At 45.3% G+C, this 21,091-nt stretch carries 10 protein-coding genes, 2 tRNA genes, 3 rRNA genes and 3 pseudogenes; 8 read left to right on the forward strand and 10 right to left on the reverse strand.

What is annotated here, in order from left to right; all coding sequences use genetic code 11:
• Positions 1–886: 886 nt before the first annotated feature.
• From QUD05_RS08855 to QUD05_RS08875, 5 genes and pseudogenes are all read right to left on the reverse strand, one after another.
• Positions 887–1,354: a DUF362 domain-containing protein gene (locus QUD05_RS08855; protein WP_289799926.1), complete on the reverse strand. Its 468-nt coding sequence runs from the start codon at positions 1,352–1,354 to the stop codon at positions 887–889.
• Positions 1,355–1,400: 46 nt separating this feature from the next.
• The gene (locus tag QUD05_RS08860) at positions 1,401–2,981 is read right to left on the reverse strand and encodes a group II intron reverse transcriptase/maturase (protein ID WP_289795741.1); all 1,581 of its coding nucleotides are present in this window, start codon (positions 2,979–2,981) and stop codon (positions 1,401–1,403) included.
• A 164-nt stretch (positions 2,982–3,145) separates the two neighbouring features.
• Positions 3,146–3,295: a hypothetical protein gene (locus QUD05_RS08865; protein WP_289795742.1), complete on the reverse strand. Its 150-nt coding sequence runs from the start codon at positions 3,293–3,295 to the stop codon at positions 3,146–3,148.
• Positions 3,296–3,543: 248 nt separating this feature from the next.
• A pseudogene (locus QUD05_RS08870) lies at positions 3,544–4,086 on the reverse strand (DUF362 domain-containing protein); the annotation flags it as partial.
• An 86-nt stretch (positions 4,087–4,172) separates the two neighbouring features.
• Positions 4,173–5,594 carry an aspartate ammonia-lyase gene (locus tag QUD05_RS08875; RefSeq protein ID WP_289795743.1) on the reverse strand — a complete coding sequence of 474 codons (1,422 nt, stop codon included), beginning with the start codon at positions 5,592–5,594 and terminating at the stop codon, positions 4,173–4,175.
• Between the two features lie 131 nt (positions 5,595–5,725).
• Between QUD05_RS08875 and pgsA the strand changes: the two genes are divergently transcribed.
• Positions 5,726–6,253, forward strand: a complete 528-nt coding sequence (gene pgsA / locus QUD05_RS08880) for a CDP-diacylglycerol--glycerol-3-phosphate 3-phosphatidyltransferase (RefSeq protein WP_289795744.1) — start codon at positions 5,726–5,728, stop codon at positions 6,251–6,253.
• 96 nt (positions 6,254–6,349) lie between these two features.
• Here the strand turns inward: pgsA and QUD05_RS08885 are convergent.
• The 3 genes from QUD05_RS08885 to QUD05_RS08895 all read right to left on the reverse strand — a co-directional run bounded on the left by QUD05_RS08885 (position 6,350) and on the right by QUD05_RS08895 (position 9,088).
• Positions 6,350–7,041, reverse strand: a protein-coding gene (locus tag QUD05_RS08885) for an IS1 family transposase (RefSeq protein WP_289794349.1) whose coding sequence is annotated in 2 segments (ribosomal slippage) — positions 6,350–6,717 and positions 6,717–7,041 — 693 coding nt in all. Because the reading frame shifts where the segments join, the coding sequence is not laid out codon by codon here.
• 222 nt (positions 7,042–7,263) lie between these two features.
• Positions 7,264–8,100, reverse strand: a complete 837-nt coding sequence (locus QUD05_RS08890; RefSeq protein ID WP_289799927.1) for an IS5 family transposase — start codon at positions 8,098–8,100, stop codon at positions 7,264–7,266.
• A 103-nt stretch (positions 8,101–8,203) separates the two neighbouring features.
• The gene (locus tag QUD05_RS08895; protein ID WP_289795745.1) at positions 8,204–9,088 is read right to left on the reverse strand and encodes an SMP-30/gluconolactonase/LRE family protein; all 885 of its coding nucleotides are present in this window, start codon (positions 9,086–9,088) and stop codon (positions 8,204–8,206) included.
• Positions 9,089–9,465: 377 nt separating this feature from the next.
• On the opposite strand from QUD05_RS08895, the pseudogene QUD05_RS34340 reads away from it, so the two are divergent.
• Positions 9,466–9,831, forward strand: a pseudogene (locus QUD05_RS34340) (IS4 family transposase); the annotation flags it as partial.
• A 23-nt stretch (positions 9,832–9,854) separates the two neighbouring features.
• A pseudogene (locus tag QUD05_RS08905) lies at positions 9,855–10,031 on the forward strand (element excision factor XisI family protein); the annotation flags it as partial.
• 15 nt (positions 10,032–10,046) lie between these two features.
• Here QUD05_RS08905 and nadC read toward each other — a convergent pair.
• Positions 10,047–10,913, reverse strand: coding sequence for a carboxylating nicotinate-nucleotide diphosphorylase (gene nadC / locus QUD05_RS08910; protein WP_289795746.1), 867 nt, complete (start codon positions 10,911–10,913; stop codon positions 10,047–10,049).
• A gap of 315 nt (positions 10,914–11,228) precedes the next feature.
• Between nadC and QUD05_RS08915 the strand changes: the two genes are divergently transcribed.
• From QUD05_RS08915 to rrf, 5 genes are all read left to right on the forward strand, one after another.
• A 16S ribosomal RNA gene (locus tag QUD05_RS08915) occupies positions 11,229–12,721 on the forward strand.
• A gap of 130 nt (positions 12,722–12,851) precedes the next feature.
• Positions 12,852–12,925, forward strand: a tRNA-Ile gene (locus QUD05_RS08920).
• Positions 12,926–13,005: 80 nt separating this feature from the next.
• A tRNA-Ala gene (locus tag QUD05_RS08925) sits at positions 13,006–13,078 on the forward strand.
• Between the two features lie 264 nt (positions 13,079–13,342).
• Positions 13,343–16,271, forward strand: a 23S ribosomal RNA gene (locus QUD05_RS08930).
• Between the two features lie 147 nt (positions 16,272–16,418).
• A 5S ribosomal RNA gene (gene rrf / locus QUD05_RS08935) occupies positions 16,419–16,536 on the forward strand.
• Together the 16S, 23S and 5S rRNA genes with 2 tRNA genes alongside form the textbook arrangement of a ribosomal RNA operon.
• Before the next feature lie 414 nt (positions 16,537–16,950).
• Here the strand turns inward: rrf and QUD05_RS08940 are convergent.
• Entirely contained in the window at positions 16,951–21,090 is a 4,140-nt protein-coding gene (locus QUD05_RS08940; protein ID WP_289795747.1) for a PAS domain S-box protein, read from the reverse strand.
• Between the last annotated feature and the right edge of the window lies 1 nt (position 21,091).

The raw sequence follows: 21,091 nt of genomic DNA on the forward strand, positions 1-21,091 counted from the left end.
TTTTATACATGGACTTCTTAATACAAAGTTACAACTAAACAAATCATGTTTTATTTTGTAATTAATATTTTCAGATGTTTCCCTGTATGGTGTAACGGGTTGCATACGCAAAGCCAACTTTGACAGCATCATAAGTTACATTTTTTCGCTGATTAAAGATTAATTAGCAAAACATATTTATCCGATACTTCATGATTATAACATCCTATAAAGCCTTTGATAAGGTCATTTTACTGGAATTGCTAATTTGTGATACAGGACACAAAACCGCAATTGCACTGAATATCTCTCCGTGCTTTTGGTTGTTATGTAGTAGTTATACTCAAAAATATTTGACGCCAGAGAAGAAATAGGTAGGAATGATTTTTGTAACCAATGATAACTATCGAATAAATACAGATACATCAACTGTATGAGGCAGAATGGATTCAGTGGTATCACTAAATAAATATTTAATAATTTAAATTTTAAAATCTGTGTAATATCACAACCATTTTGTCAATCTACATAAAGGTAGAGTAAACAAGTTTGAGAAGATGGACTAGAGGTGTAGTTAAGTTATTACCAAACTTTCCCCATATCTGAACAAAATACCCAATCCCAATTTCCAGATCCTAAATCCGTATAACTTTTTGAATAAATCAAAATCTAAGACGAAAAATTGTATAACAAATTAATCAGCTAAAAAAACCGCCCCTAAATATAATAGGGCGGTATGGTTAAGCAATCGGAGGGTAATTACAGATTACTCTGCTAATAAATGAAATTGCTGTAACGACGTTTGCACTAAATTGAGGATTGGCCACAAGAGGCAGAGGGGAAAGACTTACTGCTACCTCTCCTCGGTCACTGAGCGTAGCCGAAGTGCTGCTCCCCTGCTTCTTCCTCACTCCCTTCCATAAACACTGATTGGTTCCTTGATAAATCGGGTGTAAAGATGCTTAAACGTAGACTTAATGACGCGGGGCATACCAAAATCAATGGGCATTAACTTGTCTGGTAGCCGCCAATCTTCTATTTTTAATAAGTCAGGATTTAAATGCGGAAACTCAATGGCAGCAAGTTCTGGACAAACTCCTAGCCTTTGAGAAGCTGCAACTGTGGGCACTTGTTCAGGAGAAACATTGAGGATTTCCACCATTGCCCGATCTAAGGCAAATATATCTGATGCGGCTGCTAAAATGCCCAGTTGGCGAGGTTCCCCGTTACTGGGGCCATTACCTTCATGACCGATGATGCCATCTAATATGGTTAAGTCAGGGTTAATCGCTCTGGCAGTTTCTACTAACATTTCACCAAATCTATTTGCGTCTTGGTTGAGTCGATGGGGGATATTATTCCCCGCACCTCTCAGTTAAATCTGGGCGTGCGACTTTCACCGCACCCAGCTTCCGATGTTCTTAGCTTGCGCCTTTGCTCATGTGCTTGTAATCGTGGCAACTCTCATGAATTGCTTCAAGATTATTGTTTTTCCAGTTGGCGTGATTTCCGTCGATGTGATGCAGGTGAACCCGTTCTTCATCGATGAACTTTAAGCCGCAGGATGCACATCTATGGTTTTGCTTTTTGAGAGCAACAGAGGTTTCGCTGTCGTAGAGTCTACTATTACGTTCGCTCCAATAGGCTGTATCTCCGTCGTAGGGTGATTTAGTTCCCTTGACGGAAATGTGTTTGTTTTCGGAGTAAGGAACCTTTGGGAATGCTTTATCTAGTAATTTCTTGCTAGAGTGGCGGTTTTGCTTGGTTTCCTTGTTGAATACCTTAAACGTTCTTGTTTCGATGTGGTATAACGAGTTTCTTGACCCGTCCATCTTGCAGAACTTATGGTAATTTCTCCAACCTCTAACTACCGGGGCTAACTTCTCCGCCTTTGTGGTAGCACCATAATTCGAGTTGTTGACGATGTGTTTTACTTTCTTACGAAATGCTTTGAAGTTGTCCGTTGAAGGACTACATCTGAACTTTCCATTTTTCTGGACTTTGAAGTGCCAGCCGAGGAAGTCAAACCCATCTGTCGCGGCGGTAACTTTGGTTTTCTTTTGGCTTACATTCATTCCGCGTTTGCGGAGGAACTCGCTGATTCTTTCAAGTATTTCTGTTGCATCGTCTTCGGGTCGGAGTATAATAACCATGTCATCCGCGTATCGGATTGATGGTTCGACAATGCTCCCTTTTGGGGTATTGTCTTTGATTTTCCTACCTTGCTTGTAACAGTTGTGGTATCGATGGATACTCTCAATCCCGTTGAGCGCGATGTTAGCTAGTAAAGGGCTGACCACTTCCCCTTGAGGGGTTCCCTGTTCGGGGAACTCTAGGTTAACTCCCGCCTTGAGGCATCGGAAAATTCCGAGTTTCAAGCCTTTGGGGGCGATGAGTTCGTCCATTATTGCTGAGTGGTTAATCCTGTCGAAGCATTTTTCGATGTCGAGTTCGATTACTCGTTTTTCTGTTCCGTTGCAGTGAGATTTGAGGTTATCAAAGATGTACTTTTGTGCATCGTGGGCAGAGCGCCCTGTTCTGAACCCATAACTCCTCGCATGGAAGGTTGCTTCGTGTGCTGGTTCAAGTGCATATTTTGCTAAGCATTGCCAGGCTCTATCCGCAATGGTTGGTATTTTAAGCATTCTGGTAGTTCCGTCCTTTTTTGGGATAGGAATTTCCCTTAGTCCTTGATGCTTCCAATTTCCACTGTTCATTTTCAGTAGTCCTTCAAGGTTGAAGCGGTCTTCAAATGAGAGGGATTTCTTACCATCAATACCCGCCGTCTTTTTGCCAGCATTTAGCTGAGATACAAGTCTAATTGCAAGAAATCGAGCCGAGGTGGATTTCATAATAAGCTTTTGGAGTAACCGAGCTTTCCGCTTGTCTCCAACAAGAACCGCTTTATACACGCGCTTTTGAAGGCGGAATAGATTTCGGCGGAATTTCTTCCACGGTAGGGCTACCCAAGATTCACTAGTTTTGTAACTGTGTCTAATCATTTTCTCTTCTAGAGTTTGTGTATTCTGAACACCTCAGACCAATTACGGTCTGTCCTACCCGAATTGTGGGGATTCCTCCGCTCGTCTGGGCTACTTGGGGAACGAAAAGCCCCTAGACCCACAACTCGTTTTTATTCGTTCCCTCGGAGAGATTGATTGTTCCGTTAGATGTAGCCAATTCGATTCCTAGATTCCCTTGACTCTTGCCGATTTCCCGGAAAATGTTCGGCGGGAATGAACTCTAGTGGGGTCAGGGGTTTTTGCGTTGCGCCCTGCCCTGGACTAAATCGCTTTTCTAGGCTCTGTTTCATCATAGGAACTCCCTATTAGCGCCAGTGTCAACCCGCAACGGCTGTCTGATTGCGCCCTGTTCCCAGCTTCACCCTCCAGAAACCGAGTCTGGTCGGTGTGGGCAGATAAGGAGTCAATTCTGAGTCTGAATGACAGGACTTGCACCTGCATCAATCCGAGAGTTCAGCCTTTAGTGTCAGTAATCTGCTGACGGACTGGATTAGTTATGTACGGACTGGATACCGTGATTCACTAATCAACGAATCGCACTTCCCGCTTCCATGTGCCACCAAGCTTTCATTTTGCCGGGGACGCAACCAAATAGGTTTTTTACGCCCAGTGTTAATGTCAACTGGGCATGTGATTTAATTTTCGGTAGGTTAATCACTACGTCTGCTTCCATTGCTTCTTTAGACAGTCGCAGATGGTTAAAATTTTCACTGACGGTTTGGTAACGCTGACCGTGAAAATCGATGATGGGAAGATTGAGTTCTTCTAGAATTGGCAGATAGCCATTTGCTATTGCTACGCCCTTGGCACTTCCAAAAGCAGGACTATCGCCCAAAAATGGTTTACCGCCAACCTCAATTACCATTTGGGCAACTTCATAAACTAGTTCGGCACGGGTGATACACTCTTTACCAGGACGCGATCCTGTAAGTAGATTTGGTTTGAGTAAAACGCGATCGCCTTTTTTTACAAACGCTGCTATTCCTCCGAAAGGTTCCAGCAGCGTGACTAAGGATTCTCGTAAAGCCTCTCGTTTGTAAGATGTAGCCCGAATGAGACTAACAGCTGGTTTTTGAGTCTGCATGGTAGGTAGGGGATAGGGAATAGGGGGGAGGGAACAGGCAATAGAGGATAGTAACCTATAACCTGTAACCCATAACCCATAACCTATTATTCTGTTTTGAGTGGTAAGATACCACTCATTTGTTCTAGATTTAACACTGTGGCTAAATCTGTTTCACTCATTAATCCTCGTTCTAAAACAATTTGCCGCAGAGATTTACCAGTTTCTAAGGATTCGTTAGCGATCGCTGCGGCATTTAAGTAACCGATGTGGGTATTTAGTGCCGTTACTAAAGCTAAACTGCCTTCGGCATAAGCTAAACAACGTTCGCGATTGGCAGTAATTCCCTCAATGCAGCGTTCGGTGAGTGCGGCGATGGTATTACCGAGAATTTCGATACTGTGAATTAGGTTATAGGCAATCAGCGGCATCATCACATTTAGTTCTAATTGTCCGGCTTGTGCGGCTAATGCGATCGCACTGTCGTAACCCATCACCTGAAAACACACCATTGATGTCATCTCTGCCATGACTGGGTTATATTTCCCTGGCATAATCGAGGAACCGGGTTGCACTGGGGGCAGTTGAATTTCTTTCAAGCCTGTTTTTGGCCCCGAATCCATCAGCCGCAAATCATGAGATATTTTGACTAAATCCTGGGCTAAGTTGCGTAAAGCACCAGAAACATTCACAAATGGCGCCATACTCTGCATAGCTGCCATGAGATGGGATGTAGGTTCTAGAGGAGTTTCAATCAATTCTGAAAGAACTTCTACCACACGGGCGCGATACAGAGGATGAGTATTTAACCCCGTTCCGGCTGCACTACCTCCTAAACCCAGCACCATCAAATCTCCAGAGGCGGTGTAAATCCGGTTTTGATGTTCTGTAAGGATGTGCGCCCAAGCCCGAAAATTCTCACCTAAACGCACGGGTACAGCATCTTGTAAGTGGGTTCTGCCAGATTTGACGATATCTTGAAATTCTACAGCTTTGTTTTCTAAGGCAGCGATCGCACCATCTATTGCTGGGTGTAGTGTCTTAGATAATGCCAATAATCCACCAATGCGAATTGCGGTAGGAATCACATCATTGGTAGACTGTCCATAATTAACGTGGTCATTGGGACTAACACGTTTATAATTTCCCTTTTCTTCACCGAGTATTTCTAAAGCGCGATTTGCTAAAACTTCGTTGAGATTCATGTGGTGGGACGTTCCAGCACCCGCCTGATAAACATCCACAACAAATTGATCGCGGAACTTCCCAGCTAAGATTTCATCAGTTGCTTGCACAATTGCCTGACTAATATCTTGGGGAATGCAATTTAGTTCTCCATTCACAATTGCTGTAGCTTTTTTTATTATCAATCCAGCATCTACGTAAGTAGCTAGAGGCTTTATCCCACTAATAGGGAAATTTTCGATTGCCCGCAGTGTTTGAATACCATAATAAACGCTACTAGCAATTTGGCGATCGCCCATCGAATCGCGTTCGATGCGGAATTGAGAGTCTGTGTGTTCAGTCATAGTATTGTTTTAAGGGAGCTACAGAAAACAGATTTTCCCACGCAGGCACACTCAGATACACTAATCTGCATATATTTTGCATATTTGCTTGGCTGTTTGTTGCTTTTACACTAATTAATTTTGAATTTTCCATGACTCTACCCAACTGGATTACTTTCTCTCGCCTTCTGGGTGTACCCTTTCTGCTTTATGGCTTGTACAACCCCACAGCACAAGCTAGATGGATATGTTTGGCGATTTTTATCGTTGCGGCGTTAACTGATTGGTTAGATGGCTATTTGGCACGGAAACTCAACCAAGTTAGTGAATTGGGTAAATTTCTTGACCCCTTAGTGGATAAATTTCTAGTACTTGCGCCATTGATGGTTTTGATTGAACTAGGAAAAGTACCTGCTTGGGGAGTGTTTTTAATTTTAGCGCGGGAATTAGCGATCGCTGGTTGGCGGGTGAATCAAACGACAATTACCGGGGCGAATATTTGGGGTAAACTAAAAACAGTTAGTCAAATAGTGGCGATCGCACTTCTGATTGCACCCCTACCTGAAGTCTGGCAAACTCCCTCTCTAATTGCCTTTTGGATTTCTGTTGCTCTAACTTTAATTTCTGGGGGTATTTATATTTTGCCGCAAAAAGCTACCACTAATGAAACGGCAAGATAGTATTGTAACTACGAAAAATACACCTTTAAGTTCAAAATCAAATCAAATGAGCTGCATGGTACTAATATTTTTGGCGTTGCATAATGGCGGTATGAATCATACTGAAACTGGAACATCCCAAAACTTGAGATAGTGAAGTAGCAATCGAATCGAGTATTTCAGCATTTGTGCTGATTTGGAATAACATAGCGTTTTTCGATGCAATCGAGCGAGATAGTGGCGCAACCGGGTGTTTTCCCCCTCAACTCGTGTCATGTAAGTCTTGCTCACAATCTGGTCGCCCTCTGGAATAAAGCCTGGATAGACCAACCATCCATCCGTGACATAGAAATAGCACTGCCAAGTACCTACAATATCCCATAACGGTCGAAAAGTTTCGGCGCTATGGTCGCCCAAAACCCACGCTAAAATACCTTGTGTGAAGTGGTTCACTGCTGTCCAAAGCCAAACTTTGTTTTTTTTGAGCCGACGAACGTTTCTAGTTCATCGAGTTCGCCAACTTCTGGAATTGTCTCTGGATCATAAACATCAGGTAGCAGTTCTCCTACAAGTTTTACCCAAGTAATCAATGTCGTGTGATGCACACCTTTGACCCGTTCAATGCCACGAAATCCCATACCATTAACGTACATTTTCAGGCATTCCCGTTTCACTTCATCACTGTATCCTTGAGGTGGTTCGTACCGATCAATAAATTGGCGATCGCAATTACAGCAAATGTGATTCTGTTTACCTCTTTTATTTCCGTTCTTACGGATATGAGACGACCCACAACGCGGACATTCCATCCAGTTTTACCTCAATTCATACCGCCATTATGCAACGCCATATTTTTTTATTTGGAAATCCTTTAGAACTCGAAAGTTGAGCCTTTGAACTCGGAAGTTTAAGATCAAAAGTTTAAAACTCGGAATTTTTAGAATTCGCAAACAAATAAAAAGTCGAGTTGAACAACAAATATGGGAGGCAATTTAGCGCCTCACCTTGAGAGCTGATTCGTAAAGTAAATATTAAGCAGCTAATCGCCTAACCATGAGACGAAGCAAAGAACCATAAATCATGGCTTCACTGACTTCGGAATAGACCTCATAATCTTTACTCAACCGCCGAAATCGATTCAACCATCCAAAAGTGCGCTCTACAATCCATCGCTTAGGCAATTGCTCAAAAGTGTTGGTGGTTCGTGCAATCACTTCCACTCGCACCTGCTCACCACAAACTTGCTTGACAGCATTGGCAAAATTCTTACCAGAATAGCCTTGATCTACCCAGATCACTTCTAATTGGGATAATTTTTCCTTTGCTTCATCTAGTACAACCACTGCTCCTAATCGTTCTGAGGCATTGGCTTCGGTGACGAACACCCCAACTAACAATCCTTGAGAGTCCACTACGATATGGCGTTTACGTCCTTTAACCTTCTTGCCACCATCGAAACCGTAGACCTCCCCTTTTTTTCCGTTNGTCTTGACGGATTGAGAATCTGCGATGTCTTCGACGGGNNNCGCNNNCGCAACGGTGGACTGCTGATCTTTGCCTAATTCTGTTCGTAGTTGTTGGCGAACTTGGTCGTGCATTTGTTGCCAGATACCAATGCGATGCCATTTCTGAAAATAGCCATACACAGTGGTGTAGGGTGGAAGATCATGGGGTAGCATTTCCCATTGGCATCCGGTTCTTTGCACATAAAATATGGCATTGAGAATCTCCCGAAAATCGACTTCCACTGGATGCCCAAATCCTTTCGGTGCTGGTATAAGCGGTCTCAATACTTCCCACTCACCATCACTGAGGTCGCTAGGATAAGGTTTTCTTTGAGGATTGGCTATCTCCGGCAGACGAGTCATTTTTAGTACAACCATGCAACTCGATCTAGTTTAAAATCCACTCTTACTCATCCACAGTCCCTTTAGATTTTCTTTACGAATCAGCTCTGACACAGCGACTACTTTATTTCTCAAAATCATAGCTAGGTAAGCCAATAACATCAGTTTGGAGAGCAAATAAATCGCCTGAGTAGAAACTTTTTTCTATCTCCCCTTGGCTTAGTCCAACTGAAGCTGTAGTGATATAAAGTGTTTGCAAATCTTCGCCACCAAAAGTGCAACTGGTTGGCAATTGCACAGGTAAATTGATCCGCAATATCTCTTCACCTTTGGGGTTGAAACGAATCACACACCACCCATCCCACATAGCTGACCAAATATTTCCTTGACTATCTATCGTCAACCCATCTGGATAAAAAGATTCATGAGTTAAATCAACAAAAATCCGGCGATTAGTAATGTTACCTGTGACTGAATCAAAGTCGTAAGCATATATTTTTTGTTGAGGAGAATCACTCAAGTAAAACGTTTTTTCATCGGGACTCCACCCCAAACCATTAGAGATAGTCAAACCCGTTTCAATCACATGCAATGAACCGTCACGATCGTAGCGATAGAGGCTAGCCTGGGGTTTTTCTAAAGAACACATTGAGCCGATCCAAAAACGTCCTTGAGAGTCACATTTGCCATCATTCAGACGGTTATCTGACAGATTTACTTCAATTTCCAAAATAGGAGTAACTTCACCTGTCTGGGTGTTGAGGAATGCCAAGTGATGACGCAGTGCCATAATTAATCTATTTTTACCTGCTGTTGCGATCGCACCTACCACATCTCCCACATTAAAAAACAAGTCTTTCCCCGTAGCAGGATTGAACTGATGTACCCGATGGTTGTAAATATCGATCCAGTACAGCAGGTTTTGGGTAGAATCCCAGACGGGGCCTTCACCCAAGCGGGCACGGGCTTCTAATACATTCTGGAGTGGATATTGTAAAACCTGGCTCATTTTATCAACCAACAACACTATTTACAGAAACTAGTTTCAGTAGCCTTCAGGCAATTCTAAAAAACGTTTGCCTGACTAATAAAGAAAATTTTCATTCCTGTTTCAGTAAATACTAAAGACGCGAGAAATTGCGTCTTCCCCAGGTAGAAGAAAATATTTTTGATTTTAACTCAAACTTTACTGCGATCAATTAACTTAAAATTAGTCGGACAGGATTCCCGTTATGTACCAAATAGACCCGCCTCTCTCACAAAGAAGTCTTACCAACCATGTACGATATTCCCAGTGAATACCCAGAGGACTCTAGTTTGCCTGACGAATTTCACCTTTTTCAGTCCCAACTTCTGCGCGAAACCTTCTGTCCACCCATGCGTGAGAGGTTAGGATTACGAGATACAATTCTGAATTTATCATTAATGGTAGCAGCAGGTATAACACTGTTATGGCGGCAAGCTCCTGGTGTTCAAGAGTTAAATCGTCTGCTGGCAAGAGAAGGTTTATTATGGTGTCATCCCACCAAAGTGGCTCAACAATCACTATCAAAAAGATTTTTAGTTTTCCCTGTTGAATTATTTAAGCGTGTATTTAAAGATTTACTACCTTAGTTACAACTCAATTGGCAGCAACAACTAAGGCGGACATTACCAGATAGTGTTAAGTTTGCATTGCATAATTTTGACCGAATTTGGATAGCGGATGGGTCAAGATTAGAAGCTTTATTTCGGAAGCTAAAAAGCCTGGAACAGTTATCTTAACCTCTCACTGATGGTATGGCACAGTCCTTCACCTCGACATCATTGATGGTAAAATTTGGATTCAACAAGATGGCACCGAAGTTGGAATTGCAAACCAGTTGGTTGAACTCGGTGTCCCCAAGGAAGACATTGTTTTAGGCATTAATCCTCCAAAAATGCGACATTACACCGACTTTGCAGTGGGATGATTAGCCCCACTATATTTAAAGTACAATCCTCATACTCAAATCCAGCCACTTCGACTGAGTAATCGGCGCACTGCTAGAAATATAGTCAACACCCGTCTCTGCCACACTGCGAATCGTTTCCAAAGTCACATTCCCCGAAGCTTCAATTTTCACTCGGTTATCCTGCTGGCGAATCAACAGCACCGCCTGACGCATCATATCCAAAGGCATATTGTCCAACATAATAATGTCAGCCTTATGCTGCAAAGCTTCTTTCACCTGCTCTAAACTTTCCGTTTCAACCTCTATAGTCAAAGGATAAGGAATCTGAGAACGAATAAGGGTAATAGCTTCTCCAATTCCCCCAGCGGCCGCAATATGATTATCCTTAATCATTACCGCATCATCCAACCCCATGCGGTGATTAATCGCTCCACCCAAAGCAGTCGCGTACTTTTCCAATAGTCTCAGCCCTGGTGTCGTTTTACGCGTATCCACAAGCTGAGCAGGTGAATCAGCAATTTTCTTTACATATATATTAGTCAGCGTAGCAATCCCACTCAACCGCATAGCTAAGTTGAGCGCGACTCGTTCCCCTATCAGTAGCGCATCCAGCGAACCATGAATTTCAGCTACTACCTGTCCTGGCTCACACCATGCACCTTCACCAGCAACCGCCACAAAGCTGACTTTTTCATTCAAAATCTGAAACACTCTAGCTGCAACTGGTAAGCCAGTAATTATCCCTGAAGCTTTAGCGATCCATTTAGCAGAGCCTAGTGTCACATCTTCTACTAGAAGAGTACTTGTAGTGCGATCGCCGCGGCCAATATCCTCCAGCAACCAGGTACGCAAGAGTGGATCTAAAACTAGCCTTGGCGGCAAAACAGCAGAATAGCTCACAAATTTATTGTTTCCAAAGAGACTTCCAGGAATACTATAGCCCAAAACCCTTATTCTTCAAGGATTTGATAGTGATGCAGAAGCCGTCCAAAGTTATTTTGGGAAAAATAGTTGACACAAGGAGATAGGTTCGCTATATTGAATAAGTGCTTGAAGCGGAGCGCGAAAGAGCGACGCTTACAGGGACACCGAACCTTGAAAATATTATAGTTTGAAAGCGATTATACAGCAAGTGTATTGCGTCAAGCAAATCAAATAAAAATAACTAAGCTGAAGTTAAAAAAGAGCAGCTAAATGAGCTATAGAGCTTTCCACAAAACGGAGAGTTTGATCCTGGCTCAGGATGAACGCTGGCGGTATGCTTAACACATGCAAGTCGAACGGTGTCTTCGGACATAGTGGCGGACGGGTGAGTAACGCGTGAGAATCTGGCTTCAGGTCTGGGACAACCACTGGAAACGGTGGCTAATACCGGATGTGCCGAAAGGTGAAAGGCTTGCTGCCTGAAGATGAGCTCGCGTCTGATTAGCTAGTTGGAAGTGTAATGGACTCCCAAGGCGACGATCAGTAGCTGGTCTGAGAGGACGATCAGCCACACTGGGACTGAGACACGGCCCAGACTCCTACGGGAGGCAGCAGTGGGGAATTTTCCGCAATGGGCGAAAGCCTGACGGAGCAATACCGCGTGAGGGAGGAAGGCTCTTGGGTCGTAAACCTCTTTTCTCAGGGAAGAACACAATGACGGTACCTGAGGAATAAGCATCGGCTAACTCCGTGCCAGCAGCCGCGGTAATACGGAGGATGCAAGCGTTATCCGGAATGATTGGGCGTAAAGCGTCCGCAGGTGGCAATGTAAGTCTGCTGTTAAAGAGTCTAGCTCAACTAGATAAGAGCAGTGGAAACTACATAGCTAGAGTACGTTCGGGGCAGAGGGAATTCCTGGTGTAGCGGTGAAATGCGTAGAGATCAGGAAGAACACCAGTGGCGAAGGCGCTCTGCTAGGCCGTAACTGACACTGAGGGACGAAAGCTAGGGGAGCGAATGGGATTAGATACCCCAGTAGTCCTAGCCGTAAACGATGGATACTAGGCGTGGCTTGTATCGACCCGAGCCGTGCCGTAGCTAACGCGTTAAGTATCCCGCCTGGGGAGTACGCTTAAGCAACGGTGAAACTCAAAGGAATTGACGGGGGCCCGCACAAGCGGTGGAGTATGTGGTTTAATTCGATGCAACGCGAAGAACCTTACCAAGGCTTGACATGTCGCGAATCTTCTTGAAAGAGAAGAGTGCCTTCGGGAGCGCGAACACAGGTGGTGCATGGCTGTCGTCAGGCTCGTGTCGTGAGATGTTGGGTTAAGTCCCGCAACGAGCGCAACCCTCGTTTTTAGTTGCCAGCATTAAGTTGGGCACTCTAGAGAGACTGCTAGGTGACAAACCGGAGGAAGGTGGGGATGACGTCAAGTCAGCATGCCCCTTACGCCTTGGGCTACACACGTACTACAATGCTCCGGACAGAGGGCAGCAAGCATGCGAATGCAAGCAAATCCCGTAAACCGGAGCTCAGTTCAGATCGCAGGCTGCAACTCGCCTGCGTGAAGGAGGAATCGCTAGTAATTGCAGGTCAGCATACTGCAGTGAATTCGTTCCCGGGCCTTGTACACACCGCCCGTCACACCATGGAAGCTGGTAGTGCCCGAAGTCATTACTCCAACCATTCGTGGAGGAGGATGCCTAAGGCAGGACTGGTGACTGGGGTGAAGTCGTAACAAGGTAGCCGTACCGGAAGGTGTGGCTGGATCACCTCCTTTTGAGGGAGACCTACACCCCTTAGATATCGAAAAGCAAACAGCTATATAGATAGTAAGTTGGTCATTCCTAGGTCGGTCGCAGACATTTGCATATTGTTGAAAGCTTTCAAACTATGATTTGGTTCGAAATGGGCTATTAGCTCAGGTGGTTAGAGCGCACCCCTGATAAGGGTGAGGTCCCTGGTTCGAGTCCAGGATGGCCCACCTGAAAGTAATTGCTAATTCGTAATTTGTAATTCGTAACTAAAGACGAGTTAAAAGTTATGAGTTAGAAATTATAATCTGGGGGTTTAGCTCAGTTGGTAGAGCGCCTGCTTTGCAAGCAGGATGTCAGCGGTTCGAGTCCGCTAACCTCCACCTGTGGCAAGAGTGCCATTGAAAAATAATATTGATATATATTGAGAGTTCAGCAACATGACTTTGGAGTCAGACTGCTGAGTTAGTCTCAGCCAGAACCTTGAAAACTGCATAGTAACGCGAAATTAGCAGGCAGACACAGACATTCTTAGTGATGAGTGCCCAGTGCTGAGTACTGAGTCAAATCAGTGCGAAGTGGCGAGGTAATCAGAACTAACTATTTGTAATTGTGAATGCAAAAGTTAAAAGACCAAAAATTTGAGTGGTCAAGCGAATAAGGGCTAACGGTGGATACCTAGGCACACAGAGGCGACGAAGGACGTGGTTACCGACGATATGCTCCGGGGAGTTGGAAGCAAACATTGAGCCGGAGATTTCCGAATGGGGCAACCCTATATACTACCTGCTGAATATATAGGCAGGAGAGAGCCAACCCAGCGAATTGAAACATCTTAGTAGCTGGAGGAAGAGAAATCAAAACAGAGATTCCCTAAGTAGTGGTGAGCGAAAGGGGAAGAGCCTAAACCAAAGGGTTTACCTTTTGGGGTAGTGGGACAGCGATATCGAATCTAGCGGTTAAACGAAGCAGCTAAATACTGCACCAAAGAAGGTGAAAGTCCTGTAGTTGAAAACTCAAGGATAGTAGCTGAATCCCGAGTAGCATGGGGCACGAGGAATCCCATGTGAATCAGCGAGGACCACCTCGTAAGGCTAAATACTACTGTGTGACCGATAGTGAACCAGTACCGCGAGGGAAAGGTGAAAAGAACCCCGGAAGGGGAGTGAAATAGAACATGAAACCGTTAGCTTACAAGCAGTGGGAGGACTATTCAAAGTCTGACCGCGTGCCTGTTGAAGAATGAGTAAGCGACTTATAGGCACTGGTAGGTTAAAGCGAGAATGCTGGAGCCAAAGGGAAACCGAGTCTGAAAAGGGCGAATATTATCAGTGTTTATAGACCCGAACCCTGGTGATCTAGCCATGGCCAGGATGAAGCTTGGGTAACACCAAGTGGAGGTCCGCACCGACTGATGTTGAAAAATCAGCGGATGAGTTGTGGTTAGGGGTGAAATGCCAATCGAACCAGGAGCTAGCTGGTTCTCCCCGAAATGTGTTTAGGCGCAGCGGTAATGATTATATCTGGGGGGTAAAGCACTGTTTCGGTGCGGGCTGGGAGAACCGGTACCAAATCGAGACAAACTCTGAATACCCAGAGTACACATTGCCAGTGAGACAGTGGGGGATAAGCTTCATTGTCAAGAGGGAAACAGCCCAGACCACCAGCTAAGGTCCCCAAATCATCGCTAAGTGATAAAGGAGGTGAGAGTGCACAGACAACTAGGAGGTTTGCCTAGAAGCAGCCACCCTTGAAAGAGTGCGTAATAGCTCACTAGTCAAGCGCTCTCGCGCCGAAAATGAACGGGGCTAAGCGATGTACCGAAGCTGTGGGATTAACTAACGTTAATCGGTAGGGGAGCGTTCCGTCGTAGGTAGAAGCAGTAGCGGCAAGCAGCAGTGGACGAAACGGAAGTGAGAATGTCGGCTTGAGTAGCGCAAATATTGGTGAGAATCCAATACCCCGAAACCCTAAGGGTTCCTCCGCCAGGTTCGTCCCCGGAGGGTTAGTCAGGACCTAAGGCGAGGCCGAAAGGCGTAGTCGATGGACAACGGGTTAAAATTCCCGTACTGACCCCTTGTAGGTTGTGCAGAGGGACGGAGAAGATAAGTGTCAGCCGGATGTTGGTCTATCGGTTCAAGGACGTCGAGATGACCCTCTTTTAGGGTAAGAAACGGCGAAAACGTTTTGAGTTGAGGCGTGAGTACGACCCACTACGGTGGGGAAGTGGCATAGTCATAGCTTCCAAGAAAAGCTCGAAACACGTTCAACTTACAGGTACCTGTACCCGAAACCGACACAGGTAGGTAGGTAGAGAATACCAAGGGGCGCGAGACAACTCTCTCTAAGGAACTCGGCAAAATAGCCCCGTAACTTCGGGAGAAGGGGTGCCCACCGTAAGAAGGGGGTCGCAGTGACGAGACCCAGGCGACTGTTTACCAAAAACACAGGTCTCCGCAAAGTCGAAACGACGCACGTATGGGGGCTGACGCCTGCCCAGTGCCGGAAGGTTAAGGAAGTTGGTCAGGGGGCAACCTATGACGGAGCTGGCGACCGAAGCCCCGGTGAACGGCGGCCGTAACTATAACGGTCCTAAGGTAGCGAAATTCCTTGTCGGGTAAGTTCCGACCCGCACGAAAGGCGTAACGATCTGGACACTGTCTCGGAGAGAGACTCGGTGAAATAGAAATGTCTGTGAAGATGCGGACTACCTGCACCTGGACAGAAAGACCCTATGAAGCTTTACTGTTCCCTGGGATTGGCTTTGGGCTTTGCCTGCGCAGGTTAGGTGGGAGGCGAAGAAGTCCTCCTTGCGGGGAGTCCCGAGCCAACAGTGAGATACCACTCTGGAGAAGCTAGAATTCTAACCTTGTGTCAGGACCGTTATCCGGCCAGGGGACAGTCTCAGGTGGGCAGTTTCACTGGGGCGTAGGCCTCCTAAAAGGTAACGGAGGCGTGCAAAGGTTCCCTCAGCACGCTTGGAAACCGTGCGGCGAGTGTAAAGGCATAAAGGGAGCTTGACTGCAAGACCGACCCGTCGAGCAGGGACGAAAGTCGGCCTTAGTGATCCGACGGTGCCGAGTGGAAGGGCCGTCGCTCAACGGATAAAAGTTACTCTAGGGATAACAGGCTGATCTCCCCCAAGAGTCCACATCGACGGGGAGGTTTGGCACCTCGATGTCGGCTCATCGCAACCTGGGGCTGAAGTACGTCCCAAGGGTTGGGCTGTTCGCCCATTAAAGCGGTACGTGAGCTGGGTTCAGAACGTCGTGAGACAGTTCGGTCCATATCCGGTGCAGGCGTAAGAGCATTGAGAGGAGTCCTTCCTTAGTACGAGAGGACCGGGAGGAACGCACCGCTGGTGTACCAGTTATCGTGCCAACGGTAAACGCTGGGTAGCCAAGTGCGGAGCGGATAACCGCTGAAAGCATCTAAGTGGGAAGCCCACCTCAAGATGAGTGCTCTCACCACTTTAAGTGGGTAAGGTCACCTGAAGAACACAGGTTAATAGGCGGTAGGTGGAAGTGCAGTAATGTATGTAGCCGAGCCGTGCTAACAGACCGAGGGCTTGACCTCACAAATCTTTTGCTCAATTAATTGCTGATTCGCGTTGCTTGCAGTCTTCAGGGTTTCTGAACAAGGGAAAAGGTTAAAGGGTAAAGGGTAAAGGTAAGTGTTTTTTCCCTTTTCCCCTTTCCCTTTCCCCCTTGCCCTAAAAGTTTTCCTGGTGTCTATTGCGCGGTGGAACCACACTGAACCCTTCCCGAACTCAGAGGTGAAACGCTGCTGCGGCAACGATAGTTTAGGGGTCGCCCTACGCAAAAATAGCTCGATGCCAGGTCTCATAATTCATACTAAAAGCCCCATGCTCCACAGCTTGGGGCTTTTTGTTTATTAAACTTGTTGGGTAATGTATCCCTCTTCATCCCGTTTAGAAGACTGTATAATTCCGTCAACCTTGGTCAAGGCATACTCTCAACTTTGATACTGCTTGAGACAAGGGGAACTAAAATGAAGAAAAGAAAAAACAGAAATCTTCAGTTCCGAATCGCCAATCTGTAACCAGTACATTGAAGCTTAATCCAATTCATCCTAATGCTGCTGGTATTGATATTGCTTCCCAACATCGTTTTATGTAGCTATATCCGTCAACATGATTGCTTTGGGCACGTTTTATCGTCATTTACGTTCTCGCTTTGGCGCTCCCAAAGCTATTACTGCTACCGCTCATAAGATTGCACGGTTTTTCTACCAATCAACAATTGCTACAACTATAAATTAGGTTAGCGATCGCACGAAGTAATTTAGCTGGCTCCACTGGTTTGGTGATATGCTGCCCAAATCCAGCGGCAATTGCCTGTTGATAATCAACCTCACCAGCATAAGCTGTAAGGGCGATCGCGGGAATTTCCCCTCCTTGTTCTGATGACATAGCTCTAATTTTACGAATCAGCATATAGCCGTCTATTTCTGGCATTCCAATGTCGCTCAACAGCAGATTTGGCTGGAACTGAGGCATAATTCGTAGTGCTTCCATTGCAGATGCAGCCTGGATTACTACCGCGCCAGACTGCTCCAAAATGAAGGCAATTAACTCTCGTGTATCTCGCTCATCATCCACAAGCAGAACTTTCAACCCTTTGAAATTGGGCAAATCATCGGTTTGAGAGGCAATCTGATGGCTATTTAGATCGACCTCGATTAACGGTAGCATGACTGTAAAGGTTGCTCCCTGTTCTTCACCCAAACTTTCTGCTTGAACTGTGCCGCCATGTAGCTCGACAATGTGACGAACAATAGCTAATCCTAAGCCCAGTCCGCCGAATTTTCTAGTGGTTGCGCCATCAGCTTGTCGAAAGTAGTCAAAGACGAATGGTAAAAAGTCAGGGCTAATTCCCTTACCTGTATCACTGACTCGCAATTGAACTTGAGAACCAACAGACTCTAAACTGATTTCTATCTTTCCACCCTGGGGTGTAAACTTAATAGCATTGGAAACTAGATTCCAGATGACTTGCTGCAAGCGACTGGAATCACCTCTGACTAAAAATTTAGAATTTGAAGTTTGGTATTTTAAATTGTTAAGTTGCTTATTAAAATCGATTGAGTCTAAATTTATTTGAGAATTGTCTAATCCCAAATCGTTCGATGGTTCCTGAGCCTTGTCGTTCGCGTAGTGTCCCACAGAGAAAGACTGAGTACCCGCGTCGAAGTCTGAAATCGTAAATCGCAAATCGATCGATTTGGCTTCAGCGGCTAGACGTACAGTTTCTATTGCTGCGGCGATCGCAGTTTCTAGATTTACAGGAGCAATATTCAGACTCAGCTTACCTTGAAGAATGCGAGAGACATCCAGTAAATCTTCGATTAATTGGGTTTGTAGCTTGGCATTGCGCTCAATGGTTTCGAGAGCGCGAGTAGTGGTTGCTTCATCATACTTTTTCGTTTGTAGTAATTTCGACCATCCCAAAATCGGGTTTAGTGGCGTGCGAAGTTCGTGGGAAAGCACCGCCAAAAACTCATCTTTGATTCGATTAGCTTGGATTAATTCTTCTTTCCGGCGCTGTAACGAAGCCATTAACTGAGCGCGTTCCAGAGCAACCGCCACCTGATCGGAAGTTGCTTGTAATAGAGCTATTTCCCCAGAAGTGAAATTGGTACGGGTGCGACTGGCAAAAGAGAGGACACCAAGCAGCTTTCCCTGAGCAATTAACGGTTGACCTGCATAGGCTGTAATTCCTAAAGCATGGAGGATGTTGGCATGGGGATGGGTAGAGTGCGGCACATTATTGACGACGATTTGACGGCGTTCTTGCACCACTAGTCCGCATATCCCTTCATCAAATTCTAGGTATTCAATTGCTTTAAATACTTCATCACTAATACCGTTCCAAGCTACTAACCGGAGTTTCTGCTTATTTTCGCGTGTCTCGATTAAATAGTGAAAGTAACAATGCAAATCCATTTGCGCCGAGAGTTTGCTAAACAAGCTGTTCATTAGATCCAAGGGGCGCTCGGTTGAAAGCAAATCGCTGGTTGTTTCCGAAAGCAGTTTAAGTCTTTCACTGCGTTCTTGTAAGGCTTGTTCTGCAAGCTGTCGTTCGCGAAGGGCACGTTCGCGTTCGGTAATGTCAATTGCAACCCCTCCTACCAGGCATTGACCAGACGCATTGGCAATGGGAAACTTATAGACCAAAAATTCGCCAAGGGTGCCATCTGTGCGTGGGACAGACTCAATCGTTTGAATCACCTGATTAGTTTCGGCAACTATTCTAATGTTATCGAGGAGGGGTTGAGCGATTTGGACTGGGTATAGGTCAAAAATGTTTTTATTGATCGCCTTATTTATTGGCACATTGAATGTGCTGAAATAAGTTGGACTTAGGTAAAGTACACGTCCGTCTGCATTTGTAATCCATGCGGCGGCGGGAATATTGTCCATAAAAGCTTGAAATTGCTCTTGACTCTGACTCAGCGCTTTTTTAACTTGTTTGAGATCGCTAATATCCAGAATGAATGCGACTGATTTATGCCGAGATTCTCCTAAAAGGGAGTAGCCAATTATAACTGGGACGCTGGAACCATCTTTGCGAATAAATTCCTTCTCATAAGGAGTACAGGTTCCCTTCGCTATTGCTTCGGCAATGGCCAGCTCATCTAAATATTGATACTCAAATGGCGTGATATCAGCCCAGCTTAATCTACCTGCTTGGATATCCTCTTGGGTATAGCCGACAATTCGCAAAAACTCGTCGTTGGCTTCAGTGATGCTACCATTCACATCACCAAAGAGAATGCCAACTATATTCGCTTTCACAAAACTCCTGAGCCGTTCCTCACTTGCTTGGACTGCCTTCTCTGCATGTTTGCGTTTGCTAATATCTGTAGTGCTGCCAACTAAACGTAACGGGTTTCCATCTGCATCCCGTTGTACCACTATCCCTTGATCTAATACATAGATATACTGATTGTTTTTGTTGCGAATTCGGTATTCGGCAGCATAGCGATCGCTATTTACCAATGCAAGTATCGCCTCTTGTACGCTTGGCAAATCCTCTGGATGGATAAGCTCAGACCACCAATTACCAGTTGCTTCAGCTTCTAGGAGGGAATAGCCCAAAATTCGGGTTAACCCATCAGTTCTTTCAACGCTATCCTGTTGGATATTCCAGTCATAAATCAGACAGTTTACCGCAGATGCTGCTAACTCAAACCGCTCGTTTGCTAACTTCAGACGTTCCTCTTTCTGTCGCAAAGCTCGTTCTATTTGTTTGCGATTGCTGATGTCGCGATAGAAAATGTCAAGACCATCTTCACTAGGGTAGGCGTGAATCTCCAGCCACAAGTCATATTTGGGTGGTAAGTAGTAGTGATGCTCGAAATGGACGGGAATTTGCTCTGCCATCGCCCGTCGGTACTGATGCTCTACATTCGTACCTAATGATATAGGCCACTCCTCCCAGTGTGACTTACCAATGACCTCTGTCCGGGGTTTACCGTTAATTCGCTCTGCTTCGGCATTTTGGTAGATGATTCGCCAGTCTCGGTCTAGAGTAATAAATGCATCACTCATGTTTTCTAGAGTGCGTGTATTCCGCTGATTAGCTTGCTGTAATGCCGCTTCTGCTTGTTTGCGTTCGCGTAGCGCAGCTTGCTGTTGGCTCAAATCAACAACAAAGGCAATGACCGTTTCTTGAGTGTCTCCCAGCATCACAGAACCGAGCAGAACGGAAATGCGATCGCCATTTTTACAAATGTATTCTTTTTCAAAAGGCTTACATACTCCAGTAGTTTTTACTTCTTGCACAGAACGTTCGCTCAAAAGAAGATACTCAGGTGGGGTAATTTCGTGCCAGTTTATTTGGTTAGCCGAGAAATCTTCTCGCGTATAGCCGAGCATTTTCAGAAAAGCATCATTGGCTTCGATAATAAAGCCGTTGTTCATATCAGTTACGATTACCCCAATGATGTTGGATTTTGCCAGTCGGCTAAACCGCATTTCGCTATTTTGCAACAACTTGAGGCTTGTCTCTGCTTTGCGTCTAGCAGTTCGCAACTCTGAAGAAAGCGCAGTAATTAAGAAGGATACTAGTGAGAATGTGGTTAATCGTACCAGGACTTTCAGGCTGAGTAAATCGAAGGAGTAGACTGGATCGATCGAGAAATAGAGTGTAGTTGTAACAGATAAAGCGATCGCTAGCACTCCCAGTTTCATACCGCCATACCAAGCGCTGACTGCCACAGCAGCATAAAATAATGTAAATACGCTCGGATCAAAAACTGGCAGTAAGACTTTTGTCAACAGCAGCGCCGTTATCACTGCCAAAATCATCACACTAAAAGCTATGAACCGATAACGCATTATCAAAAATTTTTCAGGTACTTTCACCATCATC

The organism is Nostoc sp. GT001, assembly GCF_030382115.1.
GTDB lineage: Bacteria > Cyanobacteriota > Cyanobacteriia > Cyanobacteriales > Nostocaceae > Nostoc.